15 protein-coding genes are annotated in these 18554 nt (G+C 69.3%); 7 read left to right on the top strand and 8 right to left on the bottom strand.

What is annotated here, in order from left to right; all coding sequences use genetic code 11:
• Positions 1-317: 317 nt before the first annotated feature.
• Positions 318-1646: a tRNA (N6-isopentenyl adenosine(37)-C2)-methylthiotransferase MiaB gene (miaB, locus tag AC1U7O_RS03180; RefSeq protein WP_479893126.1), complete on the bottom strand. Its 1329-nt coding sequence runs from the start codon at positions 1644-1646 to the stop codon at positions 318-320.
• A gap of 29 nt (positions 1647-1675) precedes the next feature.
• Positions 1676-3004: a tRNA (N(6)-L-threonylcarbamoyladenosine(37)-C(2))-methylthiotransferase MtaB gene (mtaB, locus tag AC1U7O_RS03175; RefSeq protein WP_479893125.1), complete on the bottom strand. Its 1329-nt coding sequence runs from the start codon at positions 3002-3004 to the stop codon at positions 1676-1678.
• 176 nt (positions 3005-3180) lie between these two features.
• Here mtaB and AC1U7O_RS03170 point away from each other — a divergent pair, with 176 nt between their 5' ends.
• Genes AC1U7O_RS03170 through AC1U7O_RS03160 form a run of 3 tightly spaced genes read left to right on the top strand, consistent with a single transcriptional unit; the run spans position 3181 to position 6294 of the window.
• A complete protein-coding gene (locus AC1U7O_RS03170) occupies positions 3181-3585 on the top strand; it encodes a hypothetical protein (RefSeq protein WP_479893124.1) in 405 nt (134 codons plus the stop codon).
• A 37-nt stretch (positions 3586-3622) separates the two neighbouring features.
• The gene (locus tag AC1U7O_RS03165) at positions 3623-4900 is read left to right on the top strand and encodes an AmpG family muropeptide MFS transporter (protein ID WP_479893123.1); all 1278 of its coding nucleotides are present in this window, start codon (positions 3623-3625) and stop codon (positions 4898-4900) included.
• On the top strand, positions 4897-6294 hold the full coding sequence (locus AC1U7O_RS03160) for a TrkH family potassium uptake protein (protein ID WP_479893122.1): 1398 nt from the start codon (positions 4897-4899) through the stop codon (positions 6292-6294). The genes AC1U7O_RS03165 and AC1U7O_RS03160 overlap by 4 nt, the downstream gene beginning before the upstream one ends.
• Before the next feature lie 10 nt (positions 6295-6304).
• On the opposite strand, the gene AC1U7O_RS03155 is transcribed toward AC1U7O_RS03160, so the two are convergent.
• Positions 6305-6598 carry a hypothetical protein gene (locus AC1U7O_RS03155; RefSeq protein WP_479893121.1) on the bottom strand — a complete coding sequence of 98 codons (294 nt, stop codon included), beginning with the start codon at positions 6596-6598 and terminating at the stop codon, positions 6305-6307.
• A 126-nt stretch (positions 6599-6724) separates the two neighbouring features.
• Here AC1U7O_RS03155 and AC1U7O_RS03150 point away from each other — a divergent pair, with 126 nt between their 5' ends.
• The 4 genes from AC1U7O_RS03150 (at position 6725) to AC1U7O_RS03135 (ending at position 14132) form a co-directional block, all read left to right on the top strand.
• On the top strand, positions 6725-7108 hold the full coding sequence (locus tag AC1U7O_RS03150) for a DUF4359 domain-containing protein (RefSeq protein ID WP_479893120.1): 384 nt from the start codon (positions 6725-6727) through the stop codon (positions 7106-7108).
• 431 nt (positions 7109-7539) lie between these two features.
• Complete coding sequence (locus tag AC1U7O_RS03145) at positions 7540-13257, top strand: LAGLIDADG family homing endonuclease (RefSeq protein ID WP_479893119.1); 5718 nt, start codon at positions 7540-7542, stop codon at positions 13255-13257.
• Positions 13258-13368: 111 nt separating this feature from the next.
• On the top strand, positions 13369-13779 hold the full coding sequence (locus AC1U7O_RS03140) for a hypothetical protein (protein ID WP_479893118.1): 411 nt from the start codon (positions 13369-13371) through the stop codon (positions 13777-13779).
• 68 nt (positions 13780-13847) lie between these two features.
• On the top strand, positions 13848-14132 hold the full coding sequence (locus AC1U7O_RS03135) for a cupin domain-containing protein (protein WP_479893117.1): 285 nt from the start codon (positions 13848-13850) through the stop codon (positions 14130-14132).
• On the opposite strand, the gene AC1U7O_RS03130 is transcribed toward AC1U7O_RS03135, so the two are convergent.
• The 5 genes from AC1U7O_RS03130 to AC1U7O_RS03110 all read right to left on the bottom strand — a co-directional run bounded on the left by AC1U7O_RS03130 (position 14133) and on the right by AC1U7O_RS03110 (position 18289).
• Positions 14133-16169, bottom strand: coding sequence for a transglycosylase domain-containing protein (locus tag AC1U7O_RS03130; protein WP_479893116.1), 2037 nt, complete (start codon positions 16167-16169; stop codon positions 14133-14135). It lies immediately after the preceding gene.
• A 42-nt stretch (positions 16170-16211) separates the two neighbouring features.
• Positions 16212-16361, bottom strand: a complete 150-nt coding sequence (locus AC1U7O_RS03125; RefSeq protein ID WP_479893115.1) for a hypothetical protein — start codon at positions 16359-16361, stop codon at positions 16212-16214.
• 20 nt (positions 16362-16381) lie between these two features.
• Positions 16382-16984 carry a DUF3332 family protein gene (locus tag AC1U7O_RS03120; protein ID WP_479893114.1) on the bottom strand — a complete coding sequence of 201 codons (603 nt, stop codon included), beginning with the start codon at positions 16982-16984 and terminating at the stop codon, positions 16382-16384.
• Between the two features lie 124 nt (positions 16985-17108).
• Positions 17109-17657, bottom strand: coding sequence for a hypothetical protein (locus tag AC1U7O_RS03115; RefSeq protein WP_479893113.1), 549 nt, complete (start codon positions 17655-17657; stop codon positions 17109-17111).
• A gap of 38 nt (positions 17658-17695) precedes the next feature.
• On the bottom strand, positions 17696-18289 hold the full coding sequence (locus AC1U7O_RS03110) for a hypothetical protein (RefSeq protein ID WP_479893112.1): 594 nt from the start codon (positions 18287-18289) through the stop codon (positions 17696-17698).
• Positions 18290-18554 lie beyond the last annotated feature (265 nt).

Raw genomic sequence — 18554 nt, 5'->3', positions numbered from 1 at the left:
AACTTGAATCGAGGGGGCGCTCACCGGATTGCCATCCCCGTCAGGAGGATGCCGAGGAGCGGCCAGCCGCGCACGCCGGTCGAGATGATTCGTTCCAGGGGCATGGGGGCTTCTCCCTCTCGTTCATACGCAGGGCGGTTCGATTCAACCGCTGCGCGGGAGCACGGCACGAGCTCGGCCGGGCCGATGCCTCCCCAACAGCCGTGAAGAACAACGTTGGGGAGGGGGCGAGGGCGCGCTTCGCCCCGGAGCGCCAAGCGCGGTAATCGCGACCAGAATGGGCGGGGGGCCGGTAGCCGTCGGGCGGCGGCGCGGACCTACGTGGAGGTGGAGGAGGTCTCCTCGCCGAGGAGGGTCGTGGCCGAGGCGGTCACGATGCGGATCGGGACCAGGTCGCCGGGCTTCGTCACGGAGCCGCCCTTTTCCCAGACAACGGTCACGTTGTTGTCGGCACGGCCCATCCACTGCCGGTCGGATTTCTTGGAGTCGCCCTCGACGAGCACGGACAGCGTCCGACCGACCATGGCGAGGTTATGACGGAGTGAGATGGCCTTCTGGAGCTCGACCAGGCGGGTCACCCGCTCGGACTTCACCGGCTCCGGCACGTCGTCGGGATACTTGCGGGCGGCGATCGTGTGCTTGCGCTCGGAGTATTTGAAGATGAAGGCGGCGTGGAAGGCCACCTCCTCGACGGTCCGGACCGTGTCCGCGAACTCCGCCTCCGTTTCGCCGCAGAACCCGCAGATGATGTCGGTGGTGAGGGCGATCTCCGGCGTGCGGCGTCTGATGTCCTCGACGAGCGCCAGGTACGTCTTGCGTGTGTAGGTCCGGTTCATCCGCTCCAGGATCCGGTCGTTGCCCGACTGGAGGGGGAGGTGGATGTGCTTGCCGACCTTCGGATGGCCCGCCACCGCGTCCAGGAGCGCGGGCGGGAAGTCTTTGGGGTGCGGCGAGGTGAAGCGGACCCGCTCCAGGCCCGGCACCTCCGCGACAGCCAGGAGCAACCGGGCGAAGTCCCACTCGCCGAACCGGTAGGAGTTGACGTTCTGGCCGAGGAGGGTCACCTGCCGGTAGCCCTGGGCTGCGAGCCGCTCGGCCTCGGCCAGGATACCCTGCGGGTCGCGGGAGCGCTCGCGCCCGCGGGTGTAAGGGACCACGCAGAAGGAGCAGAAGTTGTCGCAGCCGCGCATGACCGCGATCCAGGCGGTGACCCCCTCGGTTCGGTCGGGCACGATGTCGCCGTAGGTTTCATACTCGGACAGGTCGACGGCCAGGCCCTTCTCCCGCCCTTCGATCGCGCGCATCAGCAGGTCCGGCAGTTTCCGGTACCCGTCCGGGCCGACCATGACGTCGACGACCGATTCGGCGTCCATCAGATCCTGCTTGAGGTTCTGAGCCATGCAGCCCAGGACGCCGACGACGAGGCTCCGCCCGCGCTTGAGGGCCTTCAGCTCGGCCAGGTGGCCGTAGACGCGGTTGTGCGCGTTCTCGCGGATCGCGCAGGTGTTCATCAGCACCACGTCCGCCCGCGCCCGGTCCTCCGTGAACGAGAAACCGCGGGCTTTGAGCAGCGAGCGGACGAGCTCGCTGTCGTACTCGTTCATCTGGCAGCCGAAGGTCTCGATGTGGACGCGATAGTCCTGCATGCGGTTCCCGTCGTGGCGAAGCCGTGATCTTACCGCCCGGCCCCCTCGACCGCAAGCCGCCCGATCGCCAGGCCGTCCATGGCGCCCGTGACGACGATGTCCACGAACCGGTTGGTCAGGTCGTCGGGGGAGGCCAGACCGACGCGGAGGTAGTCGTCGGTCAAGCCGGTCCACAGGCCGTCGCCTTCCCGCCGCTCGACGAGGACCCGGACCCTACGGCCGATCCGGCGCTGGCAGAAGGCCAGCCGCTTGGCCCGGGACAGCTCCGCGAGCATCCGGCTCCGGGCCTTGACCGTCCGCTCCGGCACCCGGTCGGCCAGGCGGGCGGCGGCGGTGCCCGGCCGTTCCGCGTAGCTGAAGACGTGCAGGTACGAGAAGGGCAGGTCCTTGGCGAGGGCCACCGTATTGGCGAACTGCCGGTCGGTCTCGCCGGGAAAGCCGACCATGAGGTCGGTCCCCAGGCCGAGGTCCGGGACCAGGCGCAGCACCCGCTCGATCAGCGTCCGATAGTCGCCCGCCCGGTACCGTCGGTTCATGGCCGCCAGGACCTCGTCGTCCCCGCTCTGGAGGGGGATGTGCAGGTGGCGGCAGAGCCTGGGCGAGGTCGCCAGCCGTTCGAGCAGGGGCTCCGTGATCGTCGTCGGCTCGATGGAGGAGATGCGGATCCGGTCCACGCCGGCGATGGCCTCCAGGCGGCGGATCAGGCCGGCAAGGTCCAGGCCCTCGCTGGCGTAGTGCCCGATGTTGACGCCGGTCAAGACCAGCTCGCGGTGGCCCCGCGCGGCCAGCGCCTCCGCCTCGCGCAGCACGTCGCCGGCCCGCCGGCTGCGCTCGCGGCCCCGGGCGAAGGGGATCAGGCAGAACGAGCACATGAAATTGCACCCGTCCTGGACCTTGAGGTTCGCCCTCGTGGTCGCGTAGTCGCCGACGCCGGGCAGGTCGAATTCCTCTCGCGCGAGGGTCCGGGTGTGCAGCAGCTCGGGGCCCGGTCGCTTCCGGAGCCCCGCAGCGGGCGGGAGGTACTCCGGCAGGGCCATCTTGTACTGGGCGCCGAGGATCAGGTCCACGCCGGGCAGCCGCCGGATCGCCTCGGGGTTGGTCTGGGCGTAGCAGCCGGTGACGGCGATGAAAGCCCGCGGCGACCGCCGGAGCGTCCGCCGGATGAGGTAGCGGCAATCCGCCTCGGCCTGATCGGTCACGGCGCAGGTGTTGAGGACGAGGAGGTCCGTCGGCTGGCCGAAGGCGACCAGGCGGTAGCCTCGTTGCCGGAGGCGGTCCGCGAGCAGGGCCGTTTCCGCCTGGTTGAGCCGGCAACCGATCGTGGCGAGGGAGGCGCGGGGCGGCGTCATCGGAGCCATGGGCGCGCATTATAGAAGGCCGCGGCGCGGAGAGTAAAGGCGGGAACGGGCCGACCCGCGCGGATTGACAGGCCTCGCCGCGCTCATGCTAGAATTTGCGCGGCGGCCCGGTTTCGGTGGCCGGGCGGGGAGCGGACGGGCGGATGGCCTCTTTCCACCGCACCGGGGGTATGCTCATGACGAGACGGCACGTCGGAATCCTCTCGGCCCTGCTGGCGTCGTGCTTGATCGCCTTTCCCGCCGTTGCGACCGGTCCCCTGCCGCCCGAGCCGGACGAGGACACCCGCCTCGACGAGGTGTACGACCACGAAGCCCGCATGTTCCTCTTCCTCTATTCGCTGAAGGGGAACGGCGAGGTGGACTACGTGACGGGGCGGATGGTCGAGGAGCATGCCCGCAGCCACTACGGCAACCCCGTCTACTACACCGAGCCCTATCCGCTGTTCTACTGGTGGAACCACATCCTCTGGAACGACCCCGAGCGGGACGGCGTGAACGGCAACGAGCGGGTCTACCAGGAGAACGTCGAGTTCGACCGCAGCCGCTACAAGCCCTGTGTCTTCAACGGGCAGCCTTGCTGAGCGGCGGCCTCGGGGGGCGGCGACGGCCGCAGCCTCGGTGAGCGAGACTTCCGCCGCCCCGTTCCTTCCCCCGCGCCGGCTCACCCTCATGGTCCCCCTGGGCCTCGCCTCGGGGGTACCCCTCGCGCTGACCGGAGCCACGCTCCAGGCCTGGCTGACCGTGGAGGGCGTGGACCTCCGCACGATCGGGCTCCTCACGCTGGTCGGACTGCCCTACGCCGTCAAGTTTCTCTGGGCGCCCCTGATGGATCGCTTCGTCCCGCCGTGGCTGGGGCGCCGGCGCGGATGGATGGCCCTCACCCAGTGTGGGGTCGCGGCGGGGCTCGCGGCCATGGCGGGAACGGACCCGTCGGCCGCTCCCTGGCTGCTCGCGGGGGTAGCGCTCTCTGTCGCCTTCCTGTCCGCCTCCCAGGACATCGTCTTCGACGCCTACCGGGCCGACGTGCTGCGGCCGGCGGAGCGGGGCCTGGGCGCGGCGCTCTCGGTGACCGGGTACCGTCTGGGGATGCTCCTCTCCGGCGCCGTGGCCCTGATCCTGTCGGAGCAGATCGGCTGGGCCCGGACCTATGGGCTGATGGCGCTGATCATGGCGGTGGCCGTGGGAGCGACGTGGTTAAGCCCGGAGCCGGAGGCGGCGACCGACCCTCCGACGTCGCTGACCGAGGCGGTGGCGGGGCCGCTCAGGGAACTGCTCGCACGCCCGGCGGTCCCGATGCTGTTGGCGCTCATCGTCTGCTACAAGCTCGGCGACGCCTTCGCCGGCTCCCTGACCACGGCCTTTCTGATCCGTGGCGTGGACTTCACCCCGACGGACGTCGGGCTCGTGAACAAGGGCATGGGGCTCCTGGCGACGATCGCGGGGGCGCTGACGGGCGGTGCGCTGATGGCTCGCATCGGCCTGTTCGCCGCGCTGCTCTGGTTCGGGGTCGGGCAGGCCCTGTCCAACCTGACGTTCATGGCCCTGGCCTGGGTCGGGAAGAGCTACCCGGTCATGGTGGCTGCGGTGGCGGTCGAGAACCTGGCCGGCGGGATGGGCACGGCGGCCTTCGTCGCTCTGTTGATCGCGCTCTGCGACGCGCGCTACTCGGCCACGCAGTTCGCGCTGCTCTCGGCCCTGGGCGCGATGGGGCGCGTGCTCGTGGGACCGCCCGCGGCCTTCCTCGTGGAGGCGGTCGGCTGGGTCTGGTTTTTCCTGGTGACGGTCCTGGTCGCGCTGCCGGGGCTGGCGTTGCTCCTGTGGCTGCGGGGAGACCTCCTCCGTCTCGGCCGGAGCCCCGGCGAGGGGGGGGACGAAACGGGAGGACGCACGCGATGAAACCGGGGAGCCTGACCTGGATGATGAACCGCCCGCTCTTCGAGCGGTTGTTGGCCGTGCGCCTGCTGCCCGGCCAGGTCGTCGCCCTGGCCGGCGTGTCCGTCATCCTGGCCGGCGCCGCGCTGCTCATGCTGCCCTGGGCGACCGCCCCCGGGGTGGAGATCCGGTTCCTCGACGCGCTGTTCACCGCCACGTCGGCGGTCTGCGTGACCGGGCTCATCGTCCTGGACACGCCGAAGGACTTCACTGTCTTCGGCCAGGTCGTCGTCATGCTGCTCATCCAAGTCGGCGGCCTCGGCTACTCGACCATGGCCACGTTGCTGCTGCTCGCGCTGGGGCAACGGATCGGGCTCAAGGAGCGGATGATGATGGCCGAAGCGCTCAGCGCGCTGGACATGGAAGGGCTCGTCCGGCTCGTCAAGACGATCGTGGCCGTCACCCTGCTCATCGAGGGCGCCGCCGCGTCGGTGCTCGCCCTGCGGTTTTCCCTCGACATGGACCCGGGTGCGGCTCTCTACGTCGGCCTCTTCCACTCGGTCTCGGCCTTCAACAACGCGGGCTTCTCGCTCTTCTCCGACAATCTGATGCGCTACCGGAGCGATCTGGTCGTCAACTCGGTCATCACGACGGAGATCATCCTGGGGGGCATCGGGTTCCTGGTGTTCCAGGATGTGGTCGAGAACGTGCGCGGCCGTCGCTTCCGGTTCCAGACCCACACCAAGCTCGCGGTGCTGGTGTCCGTGCTCCTGCTCGTCTCGGGCACCCTCGGGATCTGGGCTCTGGAGTGGAACAACCCGAAGACGTTCGTGCCCCTGCCCACGTCCGATCAGGCCCTGGTGTCCTACTTCCATTCCGTCTCGGCGCGTACCGCGGGCTTCAACACGGTGGACCTGAGCCTGATGCGCGACGCCACGCTCTATTTCATCATCCTGCTGATGGCGGTCGGCGGGTCGCCCGGCAGCACCGCCGGCGGCATCAAGACGACCACCTTCGCGATCGTCTGGCTCTCCATCTGGTCGATCCTGCGGCAGCGAGCGGACGTGGAGGTCTTCCACCGGCGGATCGCCCCGGACCTCGTCGTGCGCGCCACGTGCCTGGCGGTGCTGGCGATGGCGGCCGTGACCGCCCTGACGCTGCTGCTGGCCTACACGGAGCAGCGCTCGTTCCTCTCGCTGATGTTCGAGGTGACCTCGGCGATCGGCACGGTGGGCCTCTCGGTCGGGGACGGCGGGGTCCGGAGCCTGTCGGCGCTCTTCACCGGCGTCGGCAAGGGCGTGATCATCCTGACGATGCTGATCGGGCGGTTCGGGCCCCTGATGATCGGGCTCTTCTCAGTCAAGACGCCGTCGCAGATGCTGCGTCGCTACCCCGAGTCCAAGGTGGTGATCGGGTAGGCGGGGCCGGTCACGGCTTGAGCCGGCGCTGGAGGAAGAGGACGAAGGCCATCAGGGCGGGCAGCGGCGCGAGGAGGAAGGGCAGGAGCCAGGGCCAGACGTTCTTCCCCCGGACGCGCGCCTGGTCGATCATCCAGACGAACAGCCAGACGAGCAGCCCGCTGTAATTGAGCAGGATCCATCTGGTCGTGTGGGGCTTGAGCCCGCTCGGGCCGGCCGCCGACCCTTCGACCAGGAAGAGCAGCCCGAGCAGGGTGAAGCCGGCGAGCAGTCCGATGACGAGGCGCTTGCTCCACACATACATGGCGAGACTCCTTTCTCCGCGCCGGCCAGGAAGGCGGCGAGGGGCCTGGGCGGCGACGATAGGCGAGCCGGCCGTGATTGTCAAACCGGGCCGGGGCCGCGGCGTTCCCCGGAAGACGGCACGATCATGAGCACGGGGGCCCTGGTGGGCCTGGTCCTGCTGTTGGTCCTGGGCATCGGGCTGGTCTCGACCAACCCGACCTTGGATGACTACACGGAGTTCGTCGCGGCGACGGCGCAGCGGGCGATCGGCGGGGCCGGGCAGGCCGGTCGCGGGACCGAGCGGGAACGGGTGGCGCAGATGCTCGAGGGCCAGGGGCATCGGCTCATCGGTTCCCTCATCCGCACGAATACGGTCCGGCGGGACTACGTCGCCTTCAGCCTGTTCGAGACGAGGCTGCTGGAGCAGCGGGTATTGGTGCTCGGCATCGCCCATCGGTTCCTTCCCCTGCCCGGGGCCGAAGAGGCTATTCGCAAGCTCGGCAGGTTCGGCGCCACCCTTCCGCAATAGGCCGCAACCCCCCCCGGCCCACTTCACGCCGATCCTGTGGATAAGTCAGCCCTGCGGGCTCGCCGCGCTTCCAGTGCCCCGAGCAGCCTCCCTCTCCCAGGTTATCCCCATCCTGTCCAGACTCCTACCATATGTTGGGGGAGCGCTCTTGACAAACACTAATCCTGGGTCTATAGTGCGCGCCATCTTCCGCCGGGGGCCGTGGATTTTCCCCTTTCTCCAGGCTGCCAGAGGTCGCTCGTGGGCAGGTCCGGCGCTCGCTCGATCCGGCGACAATCTCCAGACGACAGGCTCGTCACAGTTGACCGCTGCTCCTAAGGGGCGGGGCGTCGGCGCCCCGGTGCCGCCGGCGGCTGCAAGGGTAGGCAAGGGCTCGGGTCGCGGAGCCGGTTGGGGCCGCGGATTCCCATTATTGAAGAGGGAGGCACGACGTGAGAATCGAACGCCGGTTCACGAAAAAGGGCCAGGATCCCTACCAGGGCATCACCTTCGTGAAGCGTTCGTCGGAGATCAGGAACCCCGACGGCTCGACGGTCTTCAAGCTGGACAACATCAACGTTCCCGAGCAATGGTCCCAGCTCGCGGTGGACATCCTTGCGCAGAAGTATTTCCGCAAGGCCGGCGTGCCCCAGGTCGGCCCGGACGGCGCGCCGTTGACCGGACCGGACGGGCAGCCGTTGCTGGGCGGCGAGCGGGACGCCAAGCAGGTCTTCCACCGCCTGGCCGGCTGCTGGACCCACTGGGGGAAGACCCACGGCTACTTCAACACGGACGAGGACGCCGCGGCCTTCTACGACGAGCTCTGCTACATGCTCGCCCACCAGATGGCCGCTCCGAACTCGCCGCAGTGGTTCAACACCGGGTTGCACTGGGCCTACGGCCTGTCCGGCCCGGCCCAGGGCCACTACTACGTGGACCCAGTCACCCGCGAGACGATGAAGGCGACGAACGCCTTCGAGCACCCGCAGCCCCATGCGTGCCAGCCATACCACGCGCTCGTCTCCACGCCGCAGGGGCCCATACCGATCGGGGAGATCGTGACGAAGCGGCTGATCGGTCTTGAGGTCTTCGACGGGCTGAAGGGTGGCCGTGGAACGACCAGGATCGTCGCGGTCAGGGAGAACGGCGACAAGCCGGTCTTCCGCGTCCGGCTCAAGAACGGCGCCTGCGTCGAAGCCACGCCCGACCACCTGGTCTATGCGCTGGACGCGCGTCGGAAGACCGGCTCCTGGCGCCGGGTGGACGAGCTCGCGCCGGGCATGAGACTGCGGCTGTCGACGGCCACGACCGTGGCGCGACAGAGCGACGCGCGGGAAATCGCGGAGGCGGCGCTCGCCGGTTGGCTGCAGGGTGACGGGTTCGTCGGCCAGTGCCGGGAAGGTACGAACCGCAGCCCGACGATCGAGTTCATGACCCTCGACAAGGAGGAATACACGTTTGTCCTCGAGCGGATCGAACGGGTATTTCCGGGCCACCGTTACCATGTTCGACCGGTGGACACCCAGGCTGAAGGCCTGGACCTCCGCCGTATCCGCCTGGACGGAGAGGCGCTCAGGCCGTTCGTCGACGCCTACGGGCTGCTGCCGGGGGAGGAAGACCTGGCCGTGCCGTCCACCATCAGGACGGCCGGGGTGGACGCCCAGGCAGCCTACCTGAAGGCGTTGTTCCAGGCCGATGGGACGGTCCGACTCCGCTCGCGCGGGAGCCGCGCCGCCGCCATCGTGCTCACGACCACGTCGCACCCCTTGGCGCTCGGCGTCCAGGCGCTGCTGCTGAACCTGGGCATCTACGCGCGGGTGCAGCGCGGCGTCGAGACCCGGGAGAACCGGCGGGTGCCCTACGTCGTGTCGATCGGGTATGCCGAGGCCAGGCGGCGGTTCCGCGACCTCGTCGGCTTCGTCTCCGAGGCGAAGCGACGCAAGCTGCAGGAGGCCTGCTCCAGCCGGTTTGCGGGCAGGGCACTGCCGGGGCTGAGGGAGGAGGCCATCGTCCGCATCGAAGCGGCGGGTATCCAGCCGGTCTTCGACATCCAGACGGAGAGCGGCCAGTACCTCTCAAACAACGTGGTCGTCCACAATTGCTTCATCCAGTCCATCGAGGACGACCTCGTCAACGAGGGCGGGATCATGGACCTCTGGGTGCGCGAGGCGAGGCTGTTCAAGTACGGCTCGGGCACCGGCACGAATTTCTCCAAGCTGCGCGCCGACGGCGAGCGGCTTTCGGGCGGCGGCCGGTCCTCCGGCCTCATGTCCTTCCTCAAGATCGGGGATCGCGCGGCCGGGGCGATCAAGTCCGGCGGCACCACCAGGCGTGCGGCCAAGATGGTCTGCCTCGACCTGGATCACCCCGACGTCGAGGAGTTCATCGACTGGAAGGTCATCGAGGAGCAGAAGGTGGCCGCGATGGTCACCGGCTCCAAGATCTGCGCGCAGCGGCTGAACGACGTGCTGAAGGCCTGCTACCTGGCCGACGGGAGCGGGGGCGCGAGGGTCGAGACCGATCCCGAGCGCAACCCCGGCCTCAAGGCGGCGATCCGGGCCGCCCGCCGGTCCGCCGTGCCGGAGGCCTACATCCAGCGCATGTTCGCCTACGCCAAGCAGGGCTACACCCACTTCGTCTTCCACGAGTACGACACGAACTGGGATGGGAGGGGGTACCAGACCGTCTCGGGCCAGAATTCGAACAACAGCGTGCGCATCCCGAACGGCTTCTTCGAGGTGCTGGAGCGGGACGGAGACTGGCCGCTCACGCGCCGGACCGACGGCAAGGTCGCCAAGACGGTCAAGGCCCGTGAGCTGTGGGACAAGATCGCCTGGGCCGCCTGGCTCTGCGCGGACCCCGGCGTCCAGTACGACACCACGATCAACGAGTGGCACACCTGCCCGGAGGACGGCCGGATCAACGCGTCGAACCCGTGCTCCGAGTACATGTTCCTCGACGATACCGCGTGTCTAGCTGGAGATATGCGGGTCGCGACGCGCGAGGGGCTCGTGCCCGTCGCCGAACTGTACCGCCGCCAGCAGGAGGGCCGGTCGGTCTTGATCAAGACGGAACTGGCGACCGAGGCGGCCGACCATCGGCAGTTGGCGTACCGGCCGGCCGTCGTCGTCAAGACGGGCCGCAAGCCGGTGTACCGCGTCAAGCTCTCGACCGGCCAGGAACTGCGGCTGACGGACGACCATCGAGTGCTCACGCAGGACGGATGGAAGGAAGTCCGCCACCTCGTGATCAACGAGGATGCCGTGGAGATGCAGCGCGAGTCGGCTCCGATCGATTTTGGGGGCTGTAGTGAGGCGGAGGTCGAGCGCGCGCTGTTCCTCGGTTGGCTGCTCGGGGGCGGGGTCTTCACCGAGGAGTCCGGCGCGCAGTTGGTCTTCGGCCCGGAGGACATCCACGCGCGCGAGCGGCTCGGCGCCTACTTCCAGCGGCTCCACCGCGAACAGGGCGGACAGGAGCGTGGGATACTCGTGCATGAGCAGAAGAACGGAGTCTGCCAGATCGGCACGAGCGCCAGGGGAGTCGTGGAATTCCTGAGGTCCCTCGGGATGAAGCCGGCCCCGGCGACCGAGAAGCGGATGCCCGAGCCCCTCTTCACGGCGCCCAAGGTCGCGCAGGCGGCCTTCATCGGCGCCCTGTTCAGCGCCGACGGCTCGGTGGAAGTCAAGGAGACGTCGGACGCATCGTTCTTCTCCGTCCACCTCGCGTCGAGCTCGCGCGAGTTGCTCCGCGACGTGCAGGTCCTGCTGGCCGATTTCGGCATCCGTTCCTCCATCGGGTGGTACCATCCGGCGAGCCGGAAGAACACCCAGGGCCAGCTTCGCATCTACGGGTACCAGGCGTACAAGTTCTGCCACCTCATCGGGTTCCCGCTGTCGCCAGGGAAGGCCAAGGAGGCGATGACCGTCGCCGAGCAGCCCTGGCGCGGGAACGTGAATGAGGGGCGGCGGGCCCGCGTCGTGGACATCGTGCAGGAGGGGATCGAGGACGTCTACGACGTCTCCGAGCCGGTGACCCATTCGCTGATCGTCGAGGGGCTGATCGTCCACAACTGTAACCTGGCCTCGCTCAACCTCGGCGAGTTCTACACGGAGGACGGGCGGTTCAACCTGGAGGACTTCCGGCACGCGGTCCGGCTCTGGACGATCGTGCTGGAGATCAGCGTGCTCATGGCCTCCTTCCCGAGCCGCTCGATCGCGGAGAAGAGCTTCGTGTTCCGCACGCTCGGGCTCGGCTACGCGAACCTGGGCACGATCCTCATGCGGCTCGGCATCCCCTACGACTCGCCCAGGGCGCGGGCCATCTGCGGGGCGCTCACCGCGATCCTGACCGGGGAAGCCTACGCGACCTCGGCGGAGATGGCGGCGGAGCTCGGCCCCTTCGAGGGGTACGCCAGGAACCGCGAAGCCATGCTGCGGGTCATCCGCAACCACCGGCGGGCGGCCTACCACGCGCCGGACGAGGAGTACGAGGGGCTCACCGTCAAGCCCGTGGGCATCCAGGCGGAGCACTGTCCGCCCGACCTCCTGCTCGGGGCGCGGCGGGCCTGGGATCGGGCGCTGGAGCTCGGCACGGCCTACGGGTTCCGCAACGCCCAGGTCACCTGCATCGCCCCGACCGGCACGATCGGGTTGGTCATGGACTGCGACACGACGGGGATCGAGCCGGACTTCGCGCTCGTCAAGTTCAAGAAACTGGCCGGCGGCGGGTACTTCAAGATCATCAACCAGAGCCTCCCGCCCGCGCTCAAGACCCTGGGCTACAGCGAGGCCCAGATCAACGACATCGTGCTCGCCTGCACGGGGCGCCGCACGCTCAAGGGCGCGCCCTTCATCAACCACGAGACGCTCCAGGCCAAGGGCTTCGACGCGGCCGCGATCGAGCGGCTGGAGGCGTCGCTCGGCCAGGCCTTCGAGATCCAGTTCGCGTTCAACAAGTTCACCCTCGGCGAGGAGTTCTGCCGGGAGAAGCTCGGCCTCACCGACCAGCAGCTCAACGACCCGGCGTTCAACATGCTCCGGGTCCTGGGGTTCACGCAGGAGGAGATCCTCGCGGCGAACGACTATTGCTGCGGGACGATGACCGTGGAGGGCGCGCCGCACCTCAAGCCGGAGCATCTCGCGGTGTTCGACTGCGCGAACCGCTGCGGCCGGACGGGCCGGCGGTTCATCCCCGTGGAGGCGCACATCCGTATGATGGCCGCCGCCCAGCCCTTCATCAGCGGCGCCATCAGCAAGACGATCAACATGCCGGCCGACGCCACGCTCGACGACGTCAAGGCGGCCTACCTCCTGTCCTGGCAGAGCATGCTCAAGGCCGTGGCCCTGTACCGGGACGGGTCCAAGCTCAGCCAGCCGCTGAACGCCTCCAGCGACTCCGGCGCGGCGGTCGAGGCGGCGGGCGTCGAGGTGCTGGGCGCGGCCGAGAAGGCGGCGGAGCGCGTCATGGTCCGGTACCTGGCCAAGCGCCGGCCGCTTCCGGCGCGGCGGAAGGGTTACACGCAGAAGGCCGTCGTCGGCGGCCACAAGATCTACCTGCGGACCGGCGAATACCAGGACGGCACGCTGGGGGAGATCTTCCTGGACATGCACAAGGAGGGGGCGGCGTTCCGGAGCCTCATGAACTGCTTCGCGATCGCCATCTCGCTCGGCCTCCAGCACGGCGTGCCGCTGGAAGAGTTCGTCGAGGCCTTCGTCTTCACCCGGTTCGAGCCCAACGGCCCGGTGAAGCTGAACGATCACATCAAGATGTCCACCTCGATCATCGACTACATCTTCCGCGAGCTCGCCATCACCTACCTCGGCCGGGACGACCTGGCCCAGGTCCTGGCCGACGACCTGCGCGGCGACACGGTGAAGCAGGACCCCGAGTGCACGGACGAGGAGCCGACCGACGCCCAGGCGCTGGCCACGGCCAAGCTGAGCCCGATCTTCCCGAAGCGCCAGGATCACGGCAACGGCTCCAACGGCCACGAGACGGTGGCGCACACGCTGGAGTTGCAGCGCGAGACCCTGACCTACACGGCGGTCACCAGCGCCAAGCTCAAGGGCTACGAGGGCGACCCCTGCCCGGAGTGCAAGGAGTTCAAGCTGGTGCGCAACGGCACCTGCCTGAAGTGCATGGGCTGCGGCGCGACGAGCGGGTGCTCCTGAAGCGTGGAGAAAGGGTTGATGGGCGCCGAAGCCCCTTGCGGGCTTCGGCGTCATCTCTCTGAGCACGGAAGGGAAAGCCGGAATCCCTGGTCACGGACGGGAGGCGCGCCCATGAACGTCCTCGCCGGCGAGATCGGCATCGAGTCGCTGCACGACAGGGTGGTGAGCCTGGTCGCGGAGCGGTGGGCCAGGACCGTCCAGTGGACGATCACGATCACGACGGATGCGGAGCGGGGTCGGCTGCCGGCCGAGGCGGGAGCCGAGCCCGACGTCGTCGTCTGGCGAGCGGATTCCGGCAGACGGATAGTCGAATGGATCGCGGAGGTGGAGAGTGAGGAATCGTTGTCGGCCTCGCGTGCGAATCGCCGATGGCAGGATGGTGCTGTCCTGGGCGTCCCCTTCTATCTGTTCGTGCCGAAGGGGCGTCGAGCCGCCGCCCGGCGGCTGGCCCTGGGGGCGGGCGTGACCTTCAACGGCATCTACGAGTACGTCCTGGACGGGAACGACCTCCGCATCTGGTGAGGGGCCGCGTGCCCGCGGCCGCGACGGCCCTTCGGTCCGACGCGCCATGGTTGTTCGAGGAGGGAGCCATGATCGAGACGACGACCGACCGCGCGCGGGTGCAGCGCGACTGGAACGCCCGCGGTTTCAGTTGCGGACTCTGGACGGACCCGCCGGGGCGGACGTGGGAGGACTATGTCCATGAGATGGACGAGCTGCTCCTGGTCCTGGAGGGCGAGCTAGAGCTGCAGATTCAGGGGCGGACGTTCCGGGCTCGGCCGGGCGAGGAAGTGTTCATTCCCGCCCATGCCCGCCATTCGGTCAGGAACGTCGGCGGAACGACCGCCCGCTGGCTGTACGGGTACCGGCAGTAGTCACAGGCCGAGGCCGCGCTTGAGGCGGTCCCAAAATCCCCCACCGTGCAGGGGGCAGTAGTCCTCCGGCTCCGTCCCCTCGATGAACACCTCCTCGACGGACTCGGGGCAGTCCGCCGTCGCGAGGAGCCCGCTCGCCGGGTCCACCATCCGGACGGCGATTCCGCTCGGCTGCGGGAAGTCCGGGGAGTCGGCCGGGATGACCTGCCGTGCGAAGTCCACCCAGATCGGCAGGGCCGCCTGGGCGCCGGTCAGGCGCAGCGGCGTTCCGTCGTCGAACCCCACCCAGACGCCGATGACGAGGTCCGGCGTGTAGCCGATGAACCAGGCGTCGCGCTCCTCGTCCGTCGTGCCGGTCTTGCCCGCGAGGACGGCCGTGAGGCCCAGGGCCCTTGTCTGCGCCCCCGTGCCCCGGTCCACGACGCCCCGGAGGAGCGAGGTGGTCAGGTAAGCCGCCTGGGGCGAGACCGCCTGACGTCGCTCCTGGGGGGCGGGCAGCAGCCGCTCGCCCGTCGGCAGGCCGACCGCGCGCAGGCCGGTCGGCGACAGGTAGAGGCCGCCCTGCGCGAGCGCGCCGTAGGCGGCGGTCATCTCCAGCAGCGACACGCCGGCCGAGCCCAGGGCGAGCGAGAGGTCTTCGCCGAAGGGGCCGGCGAGCCCGAGCCGCTCCAGAAGGGCGATGAGGGGCCTGACGCCCAGCGCCTGGGCGAGGCGGACGGCCGGGACGTTGAGCGACTGTTCGAGCGCGGCCCTGGCGCTGACCGGCCCGCGGTACTGCCGATCATAGTTCTGCGGGGACCAGGCGGCGGCGCCCGCGTCGAAGGTCAAGGGCTCGTCCTTGATGAGGGTCGCGGGGGTGAGGGGCCGGCCCTCGACCTCCGCGCCCGCCTCGAGGGCGGCCAGATAGACGAAGGGCTTGAGCAGCGAGCCGGCCTGGCGCCTGGCCTGGACCGCCCGGTTGAACTGACTCGCCCGGTAGTCGCGTCCGCCGACCATGGCCAGGATCGCGCCGCTCCGTACGTCGAGGGCGACGAGCGCGCCCTGTAGGGGCTGGCTCCTGGTCCGCGCCTCGGGCACGCGGGACTCCAGGCGGGCGAGCCCCTTCGCCATCGCTCCTTCCGCCAGCCGCTGGAGCCGGGGATCGAGCGTCGTGTCGATGCGGGCGCCGGGGGGCAGTCCCGGCGTCTGTGAGCGTTCCACCTCCTGGAGCACGTAGTCGAGGAAATAGGGGCCGAGGGTCAGGCCCTCGATCCGGGGCGAGAGCGTGAGCGGGCTGTTGATCGCCGTCCGGTACTCCTCCTCGGACAGCCGGCCGAGGTCCCTGAGCTGCCGGAGGACCTCGTTGCGGCGCTTGCGGGCGAGGTGTCGGTCCCTGAGCGGGGAGTAGGTGTTCGGCCCCTTGATCATGCCGGCGAGCAGGGCCCCTTCGGCCGGGGTCAGCCGGCCGACCGGCTTGCCGAAGTACCGGTAGGCCGCCTCGCCGATCCCGTGGATGGCCACCGGGCCGATCTGTCCGAGATAGACCTCGTTCAGGTAGGTTTCGAGGATCTGGTCCTTGTCGTACATCCGCTCGATGACGAGGGCGGCGAGCGCGTCCTGGACCTTGCGCGTGATCGTCCGCTGCCGGCCGTAGTAGAGGTTCTTGGCCAGTTGCTGGGTGATCGTGCTCCCGCCCTGGCGGACCTCCCCGTGGCGGAGGTTGGTCCAGAGCGCGCGGCCGATCGCGAGCGGATCGACGCCGGGATGGTCGTAGAACCGGTGGTCTTCCGCCGCGAGGACGGCCGACACGACCGGCGCCGGCACGTCGCGCAGGGGGACCCAGCGACGGACCAGCCTCGTCCCATCCGCCAGGCTGCTGAGTAGTTGGCCCGAGGCGGCGTAGACCAGGAGGGTGCGGCGGTCCAAAGGGCCCGGCAGGGTGATCGTCAGCCAAAGGTAGCCGACGTAACAGGAGAGGAGGAGGGCAAGGGCGAGGCCCGACCACAGCGCCGCGCGCCGCGCACGCCCGGGTTTGGGCCCTGTGCTCGGTGTCTCCATCTGCTCTTCCGGCGGCCGCCGGCCGGCCTGCGCCGAACCCCGTCAGAAGCGGACCGCGAGGCCTCCGGTCAGGCCGTAGTTCGGGGCGCCGCTGGAGAGGCCCACTTCGAAGGAGGACTGGACCCTCACCCGCGGCGCCGGCGTCCAGTTGGCGGCGAACAGCAGGTCGCGGGGGTTCGCGAGGCCGGACACGAGCGCCGTCCGCTCGGCGGTCAGGACAGGGGCCCGGCTGGCGCGGTCGAGGGCGACGGCCCGGCGGCCAGCGCCGCCGCTTCCACCGGCAGCATCCCCATCAGCCGGCAGTCCCGATCCACGATCTGGACCGTGCCGGCCGGGCCGACCTCCGCCGACAGCAGCGCGTCGCCGCCCGCGTCCGTCAGGCTGATCCGTCCGTTCTCCGTCCGGAGACTGGCGCGGGCGAAGACCCGCCCGTCCCGCCTGTAGGTCACCAGCACCAGGCCGTCCGCGTCCGGGGCGCTCATCGTGATCGTCATGTCGCCGGCGGTGATGATCCGGCCGTCCCCGTCGGGCGCCTCGCTCACCTTGATCGGGTTCTCGCCGGTCCAGAACTGGACGGAGTTGAAGAACAGCGCGTCGATGATCAGGGCGAAGGGATAGACGGGGATGAGCACGAGGGCCACGAAGACCGCCTCCTGCATCCACTTCGCCGGGATGTCCTGGAAGCTTTGCACCTTGCCGTTCCAGTTGTAGATCGTGCGGGTCAGGTTGAAGGGGCCGTAGCAGGCGCTGGTCGTGAGCAGGGCGCCGATCGCCAGGGCCGCAAGTCCGGCCCGGTACGCGCGAAGTCGCAGCATGGTCTCCTCCTCATCGCCGCCGGTCCGACCGCGGACGACGGTCCGCGCCCGTGCCCGGCCCGGCGGCCGGGCTTCGCCGACGTCTCGTTGTCTCGTCGTGGTCGAGGCTGATCAGTCGGTTCGGTCAGAACCGGACGCCGAAGGTCAGTCCCGGCATCACGCTGGACCCGGTCCCTCGACCGGTGTCCAGGTCGGTGAAGTTGAGCAAGAACGTGGAGGTGAGCGTGACCGTGTCGTCCACCTTGTAGTCCAGCCCCACGCCGATCGGGATCAGCCAGGAGGTGTCGCCGTCCCGGTAGTCCGAGTGAACGAACCCGATCCCCGCCTGTATGACCAGCTTCAACCGGTTGGACATGCCGGGCAGGTCCATCCAGTATTTGCCCTGGCCCGAGACCCCCGTCTGCACCATGTCGCCCGTGAAGCCCATCTGCAGGAGGGGACCGACGGACCAGTGCTGAGTCAGGAACCGGTCCACGTTCAGGTTGAAGGCAAAGGCCGTGTCGTCCGGCGTATTGGCCAGGAAGCCGATCCCGCCGCCGACGGTCCAGGTGCCGGGCGCGGGCTCGGCGGCCCGCGCCGCGCCCTCCCAGCCTCCGATGAAGAGCCCCGCCAGCAGGAGCAGGCGCGGCAGGGCTCCGCCCGATGCCCGTCCTCGTGTCGTCGCGGTGTTCATGGCTGTCTGCGCCTTTCCTCGCTTTCCTCGGCGCCCGGTCAGCGGCCGGGCCGCTCCGGCCGCTCCGGCTTGGCCGGCCGCTCCGGGCGTTCGGGCCTGGCGGGGCGATCCGGTCGGTCGAGCCGGCCCTCCGCGTGCAGGTCGGCCCGGCCGCGATCCCGCTCCTTTTCGACCCGCGCGTCGCCCCGGGCCTCGGCCCTCAGCTCCCGGCGGGCCTGCTGGACGTCGCTGACGACGGGCCCCAGCTTGAAGCCCAGTTCCTTGGCGATGTTCCCCCAGCCGCGTCCCTCGGCGCGGAGCGTTTCGACCTTCTTCAGGGCGTCGGCCATCGTCGGGTAGGTCGTCGGGTCCAGCTTGACGAGATGGGCCGCCATCGCCAGTTGGATGGTGATGCTGCCCCAGCCCTGCTTCTTGTCCCGCATCTCCTCGACCGTCGAGACGGAGACGGTGAATTGCCTGGCCAGGGCCTCCGCGCGGGCCCGGTCTTGCCCCAAGCCGCCGCTGCGGTTGATCTCCTGCTCCTGGGTCTGAAGTTGCGCCTCCTCCGTCGCGATCTGCGCCGGCGCCGGCCCGGTCTGGAGCAGGAGAAAAGAGAGTCCGGCTGCGATGAAGGGGCTCGTGAGTCTGGTCATGGTGCACCTCCTCGCAATTGGGCCCGCGCCGTCGCCGGTGAGACAGGCAGGGGCCGTTGTCGCACCGGAGGCACAGCAAGGACCGGACCAGGCGGGTTCCGCGGACGAAATGAGGAAAAATGTCGAAATCCGGCAATGACTTCGGCGCCCTCGTGGCAGGTGGTCGGCCGACCGGCCGGTGGTGTAGGGGGCTGCAAACAGAAAAATTTTACGGCTCTTCAGGCTTTCGTGTGGGTCGGATAGAGATCCAGTCCTCCACAATGGA

The organism is Candidatus Nitrospira neuquenensis (genome assembly GCF_979578155.1).
This window is presented reverse-complemented; position numbering and strand designations above follow the sequence as displayed.